Source organism: Actinoplanes sp. NPDC051859 (assembly GCF_044452725.1).
Classification (GTDB): domain Bacteria; phylum Actinomycetota; class Actinomycetes; order Mycobacteriales; family Micromonosporaceae; genus Actinoplanes.
On sequence record NZ_JBITBX010000006.1, the window covers coordinates 181,400 to 194,647 of the forward strand.

The following is a 13,248-nucleotide window of genomic DNA, read 5'->3' on the forward strand; positions in this document are numbered from 1 at the left end:
CCATGGGAGAGCTCAAACTGCCCGACATCGACTACGGTGCCCTGGCGCCGATGTTGATCCTCTTCGGCGCTGCCTGCCTGGGCGTGCTGATCGAGGCCGTGGTGCCCAAGACCCGGCGGCACGGCATCCAGCTCGGCGTCGCGCTGCTGGCGCTGGTCGCCGCGCTGGTGATGGTGATCGTGGGCCGGGACACCCGGGTCGTCACCATCGGCGGCGCGGTCGCGGTGGACGGCGTGACGTTGTTCCTCCAGGGCTCGATCCTGCTGCTCGGTGTCGTTTCGCTGCTGCTGATCGGTGAGCGATCGCTCGAGGCCGGCGGCGTGTTCGTGGCCCAGGCGGCGATCACGGTCGGTTCGCAGAAGGACCTCAAGCAGGCCGGCGGCCAGCCGGGTGCCACCGAGGTCTACCCGCTGACCGTGTTCGGTCTCGGCGGCATGCTGCTGTTCGTCGCGGCGAACGACCTGCTGACCATGTTCGTCGCGCTCGAGGTGTTCTCGCTGCCGCTCTACCTGCTCTGCGCGCTGGCCCGGCGCCGGCGTCTGCTGAGCCAGGAAGCGGCACTCAAGTACTTCCTGCTGGGCTCGTACGCCTCCGCCTTCTTCCTGTTCGGTGTGGCCCTCATCTACGGCTACAGCGGCGCTGTGGACCTCGCATCGATCCACGCGGCGGTGGCCGACCCGACCCGCAGTGAGGTGCTGCTCTTCGGCGGGCTGGCGTTGGTCTCCATCGGCCTGCTGTTCAAGAGCGCGGCAGCGCCGTTCCACGTGTGGACGCCGGACGTCTACCAGGGCGCCCCGACGCCGGTCACGGCGCTGATGGCGGCCTGCACCAAGGTTGCGGCATTCGGTGCTCTGCTGCGCGTGCTCTACGTGGCGTTCGACGGCGCCAAGTGGAACTTCCAGCCGGTGCTGGGCGTGATCGCCATCCTGACCATGCTGATCGGCGCCGTGCTGGCGGTCACCCAGACCGACATGAAGCGGCTCCTTGCCTACTCGTCGATCGCGAACGCGGGCTACCTGCTGGTGGGCGTGTTGGCGCTCAACAAGGAGGGCCTGGCAAGCACGATGTTCTACCTGGTCGCGTACGGCTTCTCGGTGCTGGCCGCGTTCGGCATTGTCTCGCTGGTCCGTGACTCGGAGGGCGAGGCGACGCACCTGTCGCGGTGGGCCGGACTGGGCCGGAAGAGTCCGGTGTTCGCCGGGATTTTCTCGTTCATCCTGCTCGCTTTCGCGGGTATCCCGCTCACCAGCGGCTTCACCGCCAAGTTCGCGGTGTTCGGCGCGGCGGTCGAGGGCGGGCAGACCTGGCTCGTCATCGTGGGCGTAATCACCAGCATGCTGCTGGCGTTCCCGTACCTGCGGGTCATCGTGATGATGTGGCTGTCGGAGCCGGGCGAGACCACCCCTGCGGTGTCCGTGCCGGGCTTCCTGACCGCGGCGGCCCTGTCTATCGGCGTGATCGCCACGTTCGCGCTGGGCGTGGTGCCGGCGCCGCTGCTGGACCTGACCAACGACGCGGCGCAGTTCGTTCGATAGGTCTTCTTCTCAACAGCCCCGGCCGTTTCGGCCGGGGCTGTTTTGCTTGAGTAGGCAGCTAAGCCCGGCGGTGAACCGCGGGCAGAACCCGGCAATTGCTTTGTTCGTGGGTAACTAGGACTTTCTGCGGCCGTATCATCGAATAATTTTGATCTTGAAGACCCGTAAGCTTCGGCTCAGCATCCGTATGGCATCGTGAATGAGTGACTGCTGACAGCGCGCTGACGTCGCTCGGCCTGGACATCGACCCCGCGGTCGACGCGTCGGTCTCGGCCACGCTCGCCGAGGTGGAGGAGCAGCTGCGCAGCAACGTGGCGAGCGCCGATCCGCTGGTCGCCGAGGCTGCCCGGCACCTGATGGATGCCGGCGGCAAGCGGTTCCGGCCGCTGATCGTGGCGTTGGGCGCCCAGTTCGGTGACCCCACCCGGGCCGAGATCGTGCCGGCCGCGCTGGTCGTCGAGCTCACCCACCTCGCCACGCTCTATCACGACGACGTCATGGACGAGGCCGCCGTGCGCCGCGGTGCGCCGAGTGCCAACGCGCGCTGGAGCAATTCCGTCGCCATCCTCGTGGGCGACTACCTCTTCGCCCGCGCCGCGGACATCGCGGCGGGCCTGGGCACCGAGGCCGTCCGGCTGCAGGCGCAGACCTTCTCCCGGCTCGTGCACGGCCAGATCGCCGAGACCGCCGGGCCGCGCAGTGGCGACGCCATCGAGCACTACCTCCACGTCATCGCCGAGAAGACCGCGTCGCTCATCGCGACGTCCGCCCGCTTCGGCGGCCTCTTCTCGCAGGCGTCACCCGCACACGTCGAAGCCCTAGCCGGGTACGGCGAAACGATCGGTGTCGCGTTCCAGCTCTCGGACGACCTGCTCGACATCGCCTCCGAGTCGGTGCAGTCCGGCAAGACGCCGGGCACCGACCTCCGCGAGGGCGTCCCGACGCTGCCGGTGCTCTACGCGCTCGCCGAGGACGACACGGACGCCTCCGCCGTACGCCTGCGGGAGCTGCTCGGTTCCGGGCCATTGGTGGACGACGCGCTGCACGCCGAAGCGCTCGGTCTGCTGCGGGAATCGCGGGCGATGAAGCGGGCGCGCGAGACCGTCCGCACCTACGCCGAGGACGCCCGGGCGCAACTTGCACCGCTGCCGGACGGTTCGCCGCGCCGCGCGATGGAATCGTTGTGCGATTTCATCGCCGACCGCACCAGCTGACTCCGTACGCGACCGTCCACAAAGCACTTGGCATCGATGTGTGTCTTTGTGCTGCTCAAGACCCATTTCTGCCGCACCGTGCCGCCGCGCTTTCGCTCCGTGATCTAGACGGTGAGTGTCAGCGCCCGTACATCCCGTAGAGATTGGTCATGGTCGACACGCTCAAGGCATTCCGTCCGGGGAAGATTATTCATATGGTGTAAGTCCCCGGCGCTGGAGGTAGTCGTGCGCGACCCCCTGGCGGAGCCGTCAGATCTCATCCGGAGCGTGTCACGCGCCCTGCGTGTGCTCGAGTCGGTAGGTCGGGCCCCGCGCGGACTCACCGTGAAACAAATCGCCCGACGATGCGAGCTGACCGTCGCGACGACCTATCACCTGGTGCGCACCCTCGCGTACGAGGGCTACGTGATCAGGCGTGAGGACGGCACGTACATCGTCGGCCTGGAAATTGCCGACCGGTATCGAGAACTCGTCTCCGCGTTCCGCGGCCCGCCGACCGTCGGCGAAGCCCTGCGGCGCGCAGCGGCCGAGACCGGCTACAGCCACTACCTCGGCCGGTTCGTCGGCGGCCGGATCGCGGTGACCGCCTGCGCCGAAGGCGCCCGCTCACCGTTCATGGACGATATGGTCCCCGGCTTCGACGAAGGCGGCCACGCCACCGCGCTGGGCAAAGCGCTGCTGGCCACGCTGACGCCCGACCAGCGAGCCCGCTATCTGCGCGACTGGGGCATGCGCGCCTTCACCCCGGCAACCATGACCACCCCCGAAGCGCTCGAAGCCGACCTGGCCGCCGGCGAGCGGCGCGGCATGCAACTCGAGATGGGCCAGTTCCGCCAAGGCCTCGCCTGCGCGGCCGTGAACGTGATCACCGACCGGGACATGGAACGGCGACTCGTCCTGGCCTGCGCTCTGCCCGCCGCTGAAATGCTGACCTCCGCGCGCGTCGTCCGCGCCAAACTGACCGCAGCGGCACGCAACGTGGCCGAGGCCCTGTCCACCGGAGATGCCGCCACGGCCTGACCCGCACGGGATTTGAACCCGACGCCCTTCCCCGCCCGTAATACACGGCGGGAGCGCGAAGGGGGTCGGCAGCCGTGGAGAGTCAGGACGCCGGTCGGCTACGCGCCCCGGATACCGACGCCGGCGGGGTGGTCAGCGACATGTTTTCCGAGCACGGCCCCGGCTTCTCCGATCCTGGTCCGAACGCGGACGCGGCGGAGCGGGCCGTGGAGAACTGGACGGTCGCCGAAGCTTTGGGCCGGCTGTCCGTGAGCCACCGAGACGTCCTCATCGAGTGCTACTACCGGGGGCGCTCGACCGCCGAGGCAGCCGCGCGCCTGGGCGTACCGCCGGGAACGGTCAAGTCACGGACGCACTATGCCCTGCGCTCTTTGCGCATGGTGTTGAGGGAAATGGGGGTGACAGGGTGAGGTGCGATCATGAGCACGACGACGGCGCATATGTCCTCGGTGCCCTGTCGCCCGGGGAACGCGCCGCCTACGAACGGCATCTCGCTACCTGCTCGTTCTGCCGGGAAGCCGTAGCGGACATAGCAGTGCTGCCAGGACTGCTCGGCCGTCTCGACGCCAGCGACTTCGAACGGTTGCTGGACCCCGACCTCGCACCCCCGCCGCCCCGCCGCCGGCTCAGCACGCCGGACCTCAGCGCGGTCGCCGCACCTGTCCCCACGCGGCCGGGGCGCCGACGCGGACGGTGGCGGACGCTCGGTGTGGCGCTGGCCGCTGCCTGTCTCGCGCTGGTCGTCGGCATCGGCGCGGTCTTCTGGACCGGGAGCAGTCGGAGCAACGCGGAAACCGAAAGTTGGGGACCGACCGTTGCCATGACAGCGGCGAGCGACCTGGTGCCGGTGTCCGCCGAGCTCAACCTCGCGGGTGCGGCGGGCGGGACCAAGATCAAGCTTTGGTGCGCGTACAACCGGGTGAATGCCGAGTCCGAGTCGTACACCATTCGCCTGATGGCGTACGGGCCGGACAAGGAAAGCGAGCAGCTGGGCTCGTGGACGGCCGCACCCGGCAAAGAGTTCAGCATGTCCGGTGTCACGCACTTCGCCAGCGGCGCGCTGGCTCGCCTGGCACTGATCCGGAACGACGGACGGACGCTGCTCTCCTACGACGTCCCCTGACGGTCGACTCCTTTCGCAGGATCGTCAGTGCGGCGGTAGGGCGGTGGCCGGCTCCGCGGTGGCGGCCGCGGCTCCGGCCGCCGTCCTCTTTCTGGTCCGCGCAGCGCGCAGACCGTCCACCGTAAAGATCACTAGCGCTGTCCAGACCAGGGCAAAACCTGCCAAGCGAGCAGCGGGCATCGGCTCATGGAAGATCAAAATTCCGCAGGCCAGCTGCAGGATCGGGGCGACGTACTGCAGGATCCCCAGCCCGACCAGCGGCACCCGGTTGGCCGCCCCGGCGAACAACATGAGCGGCACGGCGGTGGCGACACCCGACAGCACCATGAGCACGGTGTGCCAGCCCGAAACGTGCCCGAACTCGGCGTCGCCCGCCGCATTCAGCCAGCCCAGATAGCCCAGTGCCGGAATCGCCAGCACGGCCGACTCCACGAACAACCCCTCAGCGGCCGGCACCGACAATCGCTTCTTCACCAAACTGTACGAGCCGAACGTCGCCGCAAGAATCAGGGCGATATAGGGCAACCGCCCGTAGTCGATGGTCAACACGGCCACCGCGGCCGCCCCGATCCCCACTGCCACCCACTGCCACACCCGCAGCCGTTCCCGCAGCACCGTCACGCCGAGCAGCACGACCACCAGCGGCGTGATGAAGTAGCCGAGCGCTGTCTCCACGACTCGCTCGGAATTCACGCCGTAGATGTAGGTCGCCCAGTTCACCCCGATGAGCACGGCAGCCAGCGTGACCCCGCCCAGCAGCCGTCGGTCCCGTGCCAGCCGGCCGAGGAAACGCCAATTCCGCGCGGCGGCCAGGAGCAGGCTGATGAAAACGACCGACCAGATAACTCGATGGGCGAGGATTTCCAGCGGTGGGGACGGCTGAAGCCGCTTGAAGTAGATCGGGAAGAAGCCCCAGAGGGTGTAGGCCGTCAACCCGTAGAGATAGCCGCGACGTTCTTCGCCCATGAGGTCACCGTAAGGCGCGGCTGGGGTATCGCTCCTTGCATATGTCGAAGCTCACCAGTCCGTGCGACCCGCCCAGGTCGTTCGTATGGCTACGGGGGATCCTGGCGGCACAGGCTCCCCCGAGGACTGGGCTTTGGCGGCCTGGGTTCCCCGGAGGCATCGGCCCCCGGGGCAGCGTCGGTCAGTCGTCGCCGTCGGGGACGAGCATGTTGAGGACCCAGCTCACGACGCCGACCAGCAGGGCGCCCAGGACCGCGCTAGGCCAGAAGTTGGCGACCTCGAACGGCAGGTCGAGTCGGCCGGCGATCCAGCTGGTGAGCATGAACAGCAGCCCGTTCACCACCAGCGAGATCAGGCCGAGGGTGAGTACGTAGAAGCCGCACCCCACCATCTTGATGATCGGCCGCAGTACCGCATTCACGATGCCGAAGATGACGGCAACGGCGAGTAGCGCTCCGGCTTTCCCGGGGACTGAGTCGGTGGTGAGCCGGATGCCGTCGATGACCAGAGTGGCGATCCACAGCGATACGGCGGTGATCACCAGCCGGATGATGATGCCCATGGCTGGCGATGGTGCCACGCCCGGGCCACTACAAGCGACAACACTCCGCGATCTTGTGAGCAGCTCGCCAAGAAACCGCCGCGCTGCCGGACCTATTCACCCACCCCTTCCTGTTAGCCCCTTTTCGTCGTAGCGCCTTTCCGCCTTGCCATGCGACCTCGCCTTTGCGGGTTGGGAGTTGTCGGTGCTGCGCGGGTCGGTCCGGCGATGAAACGGAAGTCAGCGGCTCGGCGGGCCGATCAGCTGGGTTTCGATGGGAGTGGCGGATAACGCGGCCCAACGGACGGCTCGGCGGTTGATCACGCCGACCATGTCTGCGCGGATCTGCGTCAGCCAGCTGGCCGTCTCGCCTAAGCCGAGGGTTGCGCCGAGGAGCTCGGCTTCTGCTGAGCGGAGGGGTTGAACAAGCAGGAGATCGGCGCGGGTGGCGAAGTCGGCATCTGCCGGGGAAAAGCCGTCTCGGACGACGAGGGTGGTCTGCCAGCCGGATCCCGAGCTGCCGTCTGGGCCGACCGGGCCGATATCCAGCACCAGAAGAAGGGGGTGCAGGGCGGAGCCGGGTGGGATGTCGACGGCTCGACCGGGCGGAATGACGGCGATTGCCTCGCCGGGAACGGCTGCGCCGCGGACGAAGGGCTCCCAAGCCTGGGGGCGGGAGGTCTGCACGACGATTCGGGCGCCCAGTGCCATCGCTCGCAGTGCCACGAGCTGTGCGCACCGGATGCCGCCGATGAGCAGAGAGCGAGTCTGTTCCGGCCGGAACAGACGGGCGATGACGGGGTCTCCGTGGCGGTTCGCGCCGACCATCAGGCCGGCGGTGCCGACAGAGAGCTGCAAATTCTCGACAGCGGCGGCTGGGTTGCCGTCTGGGGTATGCCTACCGGGGATCAGGGGGGCCACCGGGAGGGCCAGGGGCAACGTTGCGGCCAGGCCGCCGAGATGCTCACCGTCGAGGCGTTGGGCGGTGGCTCGTTCGGCGGCGAGGATTTTGCGGAGCGCCTGGGATGCGGTTCCCAAGGTGGCGGAGTCCGGTGCGGCGAGGCGGATGGTCAGGTCCACCGCGGTGTCCGTACCCAAGGGGGAATGCGGCCCGGCGCCCAGCGCAACTGTGGTCGCCGCCGCCGGCAGCGTGAGCATGCGGGAGACGATGCGCTGCGCGGGCTCGACGCGGAGGTCGGGCCAGCGTCGAAGCCGGAATGTCGCCTGGGCCAACCCGCCGAGGTGGAGACCGGGCCAACTTTCCTGGGTGGAGCCTTCGCCGTTGTCGTGGGCAAGCTCGGCGATCACCCGGAGGGCTGCCGCTTCGCCGAGTGGCCGGGCCGGAGTGGGCGCGAGGCGGCGCAGCAGCTTGCGCACGAGACTGGACAACGCGACACGGAGATCGTCCTCGGACCATCCCTCCGCATTCAGAACCCGGACGGCAAGGAAAGCCCGGCTATGGCCGAGTAGTCGACCCTCGGTCAGCTGACGGTACGAGTTGGCGGGCGTTCCGTTGCCCGCCCGGAGAGCGGGAGCGGGGGCGCCGGTGAGCACAAGCTGGAGTCGACATGGGGGATGTTCAGTGCCGGCCGGAGGTAGGAGCCCGGCAAGCGAGGGCACGGCTCCTGGCTCTTCGGCGAGTAGACCGGCCGGGTCGCCGAGCTCGAGGATGGCCGTCCGGCCCTGTCCGTCGACGATGACCGCGGCGGGGTCACCGGCCAGAGAGACTTGCTCCACCGCGGCACCCGGCGCAACAAATTCAAGGAGCGCTGTCGGCGTGCTGCTGATGGTCATCGAGTGGCGACGGAATGTATATCTAAATGCAGTGCTCAACCACTCGAATGCCCACCGACCGCGTAAGCGGAGCCAAGTTAGTGCAAGAAGGATAATTGAGGTGAAAACGGCCGCACCCAGCGCCATTGGTCCATAACTGGCCCCCAGAAGTAAGGCCACGGTTGCCACCTGGGTGCTGACCAGCTGACCGACGCGAATACCGAACAATCGTCCATGCCGGACATGCGAGGCGCGCGCGTGGGGTGGGCGCTGACCGCCGCCGCTCAGCTCCGGAAAGCTGCGGCCGCTCGCCACCTCTGCAGTCACTTCGCGCTGCCCTTCGGTCGTGGTTGTGCTTGCGGGAGCCATCGTAGGGCTCCCGGCGGGATGTCGGAGGTGCCTGTGGATAACCCGGACATCGATGACATAAAGGCGACTGTCGATATCCACAGGGTGGGGAAGTCGAGCTACCCTTCGCGGTGCCGCACCGGTTACGGTCGCGGCTGAGACGGATAAGGGCTGCTCAGGCGTGCCCCCCACCGCATTGCGGTTCGGGCTAGCCTGGAAGCCACGTCAATGTGCTGAAGCGCCGCACGCGAGCGCGGTCGATCCAGACAGGATCCAGCGCAAAAAGGACGACAGAAGGAGCGGGGTGACGTCCGGGGTGACCGAGGCGACCAGGGTAAGTGCCGAGCAGATGGCGGGCACGGCCCAGAAATTCGACGACGGCAGCCAGGAATTGGCTTCCATGCTCAGAAACCTCATGGGCCAGCTTTCTGCGACGCAGGCGACGTGGGCCGGAGAAGGCGCCCGGGCTTTCGAGCAGACCAGGGCTCAATATGAGAGCGATGTGCAGGCTCTCCAGAAGGCCCTCGCGCTGACCGCTGATCACATCAAGGTCTCGGGTACGAGCTACCAGAGTTCCGATTCGGCGGCTGCCAGCGCGATCACCAAGTCCGGCGGCGGTGGTATCAGCCTGCCGCTCGAGAACTGAGCGGGAGGGATCATCCGATGAACGACGGTACGCTTCGTGTGAACTTCAACGGCCTGTCCACCGCCGCTGCCGATATCCAGGCCGCTGTCAAGCGCCTCGATGCCGAGCTTGCGAGACTGGACGACGAGGGTCGCAGGCTGATGGGCACGTGGGACGGTGCGGCGCAGCAGGCCTACGTCCAGCGTCAGGCGGATTGGACGAAAGCAGCCGACAGCCTCAAGGCCATCCTTCGGCAGATCGGCGGCGCGGTCGAGGAGTCCAACGCCCAGTACCTGGCGACCGAGCGCAGCGCGGCGCAGCGTTTCGGCGGCTGACTTCCACGTCGGTTCGGGGGCATTGCTGCGCGCGGCAGTGCCCCGCCCGCACCGACCGCCGCGGCGAGGGCGCGCCAGGTGGTGTCGGCCCCTGCTGACGGTGGAGAGCGCCCGCGAGCTTTATCCACGGTGTGATGGTGTCTGCTGCGACGTTCGACGACGTAGTTACCTGTAGTTATTGGGAGGTGTCGCTGCGCGACGATGGCGGCGGTGGGATGGTTGGTACGCAGTGTGCGTGCAGCCGCCCATTGTGATCGGGGCCTGACCTTGTAGGTTGTACGCGTTGAGGTGGCCCGTTCGCCGCGAAGGGAGAGGTGGACGTGACCGAGTGGGAACCGGCTACGGACGCCGAAGTCGCGATGCGCAACGCTCTGCGCACCGATGACCAGGAGTCCTACTTCCGCATTCTCGCCGGCGTCGACCTGCTGTTGCCCGTCTCGGCGGAGGCTCTAGCCGGCCGCGCGCCGATGGGTTGGGGCACGTGGAGCACCGGTGGACGTACGCATGTGCTTGCCTTTACGTCGCCCGAGGCGCTGCAAGCTTGCCTGTCGGATTACCCAGGATCTGCTCGTCAGGTGGCCTATGCCGAGCTTGCCGAGACCTGGCCCAACCTGGAGTGGTGGCTGGCGGTCAACCCCGGCCTGCCGATCGAGGGCTACCTTCCGGCCTGGTTTGTCGCCCAGCTGAGCCGCGGAGATCTGCGTCTGCCCACCCGTGGACCGGCCCGCGAGGACGGCGACGCGACCAGCCGCATCATGGGCATGCAGGCTGCGGCCGCGAGCCAAAGTTTCGCCTCGCCCGCTTCCGGTGGTCCTGTTTCCGCTGGTCAGGGCAATGGTGATCGGAGCTCCAACGGCGCCGGAGATCGTTTCCAGGACAGCCCGGCCGATCCCTATCAGCGCGCGAGCGCTGCAACCGACCCCTACCAACGCGCGGCTGCCGATCAGCCCCAGCGTGCGGCTGCCGATCAGCCCCAGCGTGCTGCCGATCAGCCCCAGCGTGCGGCTGCTGACCTGCCCCAGCGCGCGACGCCCCCTTCGCCGCAGCGTGGAGGCTACGACACAGCTGGCGGCCAGAGCGGTAAGTACAGCCCGACCGGTGGTCAGGGCGGGGAATACACCGGAGCCGCCGGCGGCATGCCAGGCGCACTGCCTTCCCGGACTGCTGCGCCGGCAGCGGAGGCGGGCCAGTTTGCGGGCGGCGGGGGTGCCGAGCCGGTCGGGCCAGGTGGGCTGCCGGTGCGATCTCCGGGTGGTGTCCTGCCCAGCGGTCTGCCCTCTCGCGTGCCGGCGACGCCGCCGGGAATGGGTGGGCCGGGTGGCAGTTCCTTCAGTGGCTTCACCACGGGCGGCGCTGCGCAGAATCGGGTGCAGGATGCCGAGCCCGCGTCGGGGCAGTTCGCGCCGGTGCGGCCCGAATCCGCGCCTGCCGGGCTGAGCGGACCAGAGTCGGCACCCGGCACGCAGCAGCACGTGTCGCCACCCTCGGATGCTTCTTCAGGCGCGGGGCGGTCGGCGGTCACGCCGGGCAGCGCGTTGGACGCGTTGGCGAGTAGGTCGGGATCGACGGCTCCGGCTGGTAGCCCCAGTGCACTGGACTCGCTCGGTAGCCGGTCCGGCACGCCGGCCAGCGCCCCGAGTCTGCCCCCGTTGCAGTCGACGGACGGGCCGCTGCCGACGCGTACGCCGATGGCGCAGACGCCGCCGGTGCCTGATCACATGGTGTCGCCGGAGCAGGACGACGTGGTCGGCGGAGCTTCGGGTGCTGCCGCTGACTCCGAGAGTGTCGAAGCTGTGGGCCCGGCGGAGCAGGCTGGACCCGGTGGGCTTCCGCGGCGGCAGGTCGCGTCGCCTGCCGAACGGCCTGTCTCGATGGCCGCTGCTGCGCAGGAGCTGACTGCTCGGGGCCAAGCCGGCGCGGTAGCTCCCGGGTCGTCGGAGGACCCAGCACAGCCGCCTCGGGAGCAAGGACTGGCGGCGGGTTCTGGTGGCGCTGTGCGCGCTGGCATCGCCCCGCCGGTCATTCCGGGTGCGGATGGCGCCGACCGGTCGATGGCTGCGTCGGGATCAGACCAGAGCGCGGCGGCTCAGCGGGCGTCGGGTAGCCAACCGCAGCTGCCGACCCGAACCCCTGGCGGCTCCGCGGCGCCGGACGCCGGGGGCCTGCCGACCCGGCCCGTCTCAGCGCCGTCGCCAGCTGCCACAACCAGCCCGCCGCCGACAACGAGCCCGGACTCGAGCCCAGCTGCCAGCGAGAACTCGAGCCAAGCTGCGAGCGACTCCTCGAGCCCGGCCGCGCGCGCGGAAACGATCCCGGCAGCGAACCGGGAAGCGCGCTCGGAGCCGAACGAGACGGAACGCCAGGCCGCCGCGGTGGAGAGCGGAACCGGTCGCGAGCTAGCTGTGCGGAACCCGCACGGCGATACTCAACGACCGCAGGACGAGGACGAATTCGTTCCGGCGAACGAGGTAGAGCGGAATCTCTATCACGCCAGTCTCGATCACAGCACCGACGCGTTCCTCTCCACTCTGCTGCTCGCGACGGTGCTGGTGCCGGTCGGGCCGGATTCGCGGCCGGGGAGCGCTCCTGGGGAATCCGGGTTTGTGTTCCGGACGGAGGAGTTCGGGAGCGAGCGGTTCCTGGTCGTGTTCACGAGCAGGGATCGGCTGGCCGAGCATTACGTCGAGCCGGCCCGTACCGTTGCGGTGCGGTTTGTGGAGCTCATTAAGAATTGGCCGGATCCGGCTTGGGCGTTCGCCGTCAATCCTGGGTCTGCGGTCGGGGCCAGGTATCCCGGTCCGCAGGTTATCGCCTTGGCGAGCTGGGCCGTCGAGGCAGGATTGGGCGAGGAGCCGGCCGACTCGGCGCCGGACGTTGCGGACGACAAGGCTGCGCCGAGCGAGGCGCAGCCCACGACGATGCAGAAGATGGTTCCGGCCGAGCAGGTGGATTACTACCTGGAGCGGGGCTACGACCGGGTGGCGGGATTTGTGCACCGGGCCGCGGAGGTCGAGCATTTGCGGTCGCCGCATGAGCTGTTCGCTGCCTTGGGCTTGCTGCACGACGGGTCGCCCTATTCGGCCGATGCCAAAGAAGCTTTCCTGCTTCGCTGGCCGGCCTTCCGCCCCAGCCTTTACCGGATTCCGTACGGCGGCCAGAACGAGCAGGCGCTGCGCGCCATGGACGGCTGGGTGATCGAACGCGCGCCGTTCCGGGGCAATGGTTTTGCTCCGGGAGAGGGCAGCGACGTCATCGCCGAGTTCAAAGTGGACAGCGTGCGGCTGCCGCACGGTGCGCAGTTGTGGCGGCTCGACGCCGACGGCGGGGAACGGGTGATCGCTGTCTTCGACTGCGACGCTCCGATCTGGCGCAGGGTGGGCGACGACGATGCGTGATGGATATGTCGTGACGTGGCAGGGGCGGGAGTACGACGCCGCTCCTGACGGGCCTAACGTGCGGGCCTACGCACCGGAGCCCGGTGGCGGCTTTGAGGAAGTGCGGCCGGGACGCTTTGTCCGGGTGCTGCAGCCGGGCGAGTTCGACGACCTGGTCTACGTGCGGACGACCTGCACCTGGCGTGGGCAGCCGTTCATCGTGCTGGCCGAGGCTGACAACTGGCTGCGCCTGGAGTACACGGGTGGGCGGGCGCCGGTCGCTCAGTCGCTGGGCTTGGAAGAGTTCGACTTTGGCGTCTACCAGGGGTGGGCCCCGGTCCACGAAATCACGGACCTCTTCGAGCACCGCGTCTGATCCGCCCGCCCAGCAGGT

Annotated in this window: 10 protein-coding genes and 2 pseudogenes; 9 read left to right on the forward strand and 3 right to left on the reverse strand. The window is 68.4% G+C overall.

Annotated features, from left to right (window positions below; all coding sequences use genetic code 11):
• The first annotated feature begins 2 nt into the window (after positions 1 to 2).
• The 5 genes and pseudogenes from nuoN to ACIA1L_RS17555 all read left to right on the forward strand — a co-directional run bounded on the left by nuoN (position 3) and on the right by ACIA1L_RS17555 (position 4,892).
• Complete coding sequence (gene nuoN / locus ACIA1L_RS17535; protein WP_396073755.1) at positions 3 to 1,535, forward strand: NADH-quinone oxidoreductase subunit NuoN; 1,533 nt, start codon at positions 3 to 5, stop codon at positions 1,533 to 1,535.
• Positions 1,536 to 1,756: 221 nt separating this feature from the next.
• Positions 1,757 to 2,749, forward strand: a complete 993-nt coding sequence (locus tag ACIA1L_RS17540) for a polyprenyl synthetase family protein (RefSeq protein ID WP_396074070.1) — start codon at positions 1,757 to 1,759, stop codon at positions 2,747 to 2,749.
• A gap of 225 nt (positions 2,750 to 2,974) precedes the next feature.
• On the forward strand, positions 2,975 to 3,769 hold the full coding sequence (locus ACIA1L_RS17545; protein ID WP_396073756.1) for an IclR family transcriptional regulator: 795 nt from the start codon (positions 2,975 to 2,977) through the stop codon (positions 3,767 to 3,769).
• A gap of 188 nt (positions 3,770 to 3,957) precedes the next feature.
• Positions 3,958 to 4,179, forward strand: a pseudogene (locus ACIA1L_RS17550) (sigma factor-like helix-turn-helix DNA-binding protein); the annotation flags it as partial.
• A complete protein-coding gene (locus ACIA1L_RS17555) occupies positions 4,176 to 4,892 on the forward strand; it encodes an anti-sigma factor family protein (RefSeq protein WP_396073757.1) in 717 nt (238 codons plus the stop codon). The pseudogene ACIA1L_RS17550 and the gene ACIA1L_RS17555, both read left to right, overlap by 4 nt.
• Before the next feature lie 24 nt (positions 4,893 to 4,916).
• Here ACIA1L_RS17555 and rarD read toward each other — a convergent pair whose 3' ends face one another.
• The 3 genes from rarD to ACIA1L_RS17570 all read right to left on the reverse strand — a co-directional run bounded on the left by rarD (position 4,917) and on the right by ACIA1L_RS17570 (position 8,193).
• A complete protein-coding gene (rarD, locus tag ACIA1L_RS17560) occupies positions 4,917 to 5,858 on the reverse strand; it encodes an EamA family transporter RarD (RefSeq protein ID WP_396073758.1) in 942 nt (313 codons plus the stop codon).
• Between the two features lie 181 nt (positions 5,859 to 6,039).
• On the reverse strand, positions 6,040 to 6,420 hold the full coding sequence (locus tag ACIA1L_RS17565) for a phage holin family protein (RefSeq protein ID WP_396073759.1): 381 nt from the start codon (positions 6,418 to 6,420) through the stop codon (positions 6,040 to 6,042).
• Between the two features lie 219 nt (positions 6,421 to 6,639).
• Positions 6,640 to 8,193 (reverse strand): type VII secretion protein EccE, encoded by a 1,554-nt coding sequence (locus ACIA1L_RS17570; RefSeq protein WP_396073760.1) that lies wholly within the window; start codon positions 8,191 to 8,193, stop codon positions 6,640 to 6,642.
• Positions 8,194 to 8,836: 643 nt separating this feature from the next.
• Between ACIA1L_RS17570 and ACIA1L_RS17575 the strand changes: the two genes are divergently transcribed.
• The 4 genes and pseudogenes from ACIA1L_RS17575 (at position 8,837) to ACIA1L_RS17590 (ending at position 13,230) form a co-directional block, all read left to right on the forward strand.
• Entirely contained in the window at positions 8,837 to 9,166 is a 330-nt protein-coding gene (locus tag ACIA1L_RS17575; RefSeq protein WP_396073761.1) for a WXG100 family type VII secretion target, read from the forward strand.
• Positions 9,167 to 9,183: 17 nt separating this feature from the next.
• The gene (locus tag ACIA1L_RS17580) at positions 9,184 to 9,480 is read left to right on the forward strand and encodes a WXG100 family type VII secretion target (RefSeq protein WP_396073762.1); all 297 of its coding nucleotides are present in this window, start codon (positions 9,184 to 9,186) and stop codon (positions 9,478 to 9,480) included.
• 320 nt (positions 9,481 to 9,800) lie between these two features.
• A pseudogene (locus ACIA1L_RS17585) lies at positions 9,801 to 12,257 on the forward strand (SseB family protein); the annotation flags it as partial.
• Positions 12,258 to 12,867: 610 nt separating this feature from the next.
• Positions 12,868 to 13,230, forward strand: a complete 363-nt coding sequence (locus ACIA1L_RS17590; RefSeq protein WP_396073763.1) for a hypothetical protein — start codon at positions 12,868 to 12,870, stop codon at positions 13,228 to 13,230.
• Positions 13,231 to 13,248: the final 18 nt, after the last annotated feature.

What these genes read in the sequence shown, in the direction of transcription:
- nuoN (WP_396073755.1), top strand. Translation starts at nt 3, where the DNA reads ATGGGAGAGCTCAAACTGCCCGACATCGACTACGGTGCCCTGGCGCCG.
- rarD (WP_396073758.1), bottom strand. Translation starts at nt 5,858, where the DNA reads ATGGGCGAAGAACGTCGCGGCTATCTCTACGGGTTGACGGCCTACACC.
- ACIA1L_RS17565 (WP_396073759.1), bottom strand. Translation starts at nt 6,420, where the DNA reads ATGGGCATCATCATCCGGCTGGTGATCACCGCCGTATCGCTGTGGATC.
- ACIA1L_RS17570 (WP_396073760.1), bottom strand. Translation starts at nt 8,193, where the DNA reads ATGACCATCAGCAGCACGCCGACAGCGCTCCTTGAATTTGTTGCGCCG.
- ACIA1L_RS17580 (WP_396073762.1), top strand. Translation starts at nt 9,184, where the DNA reads ATGAACGACGGTACGCTTCGTGTGAACTTCAACGGCCTGTCCACCGCC.
- ACIA1L_RS17590 (WP_396073763.1), top strand. Translation starts at nt 12,868, where the DNA reads ATGCGTGATGGATATGTCGTGACGTGGCAGGGGCGGGAGTACGACGCC.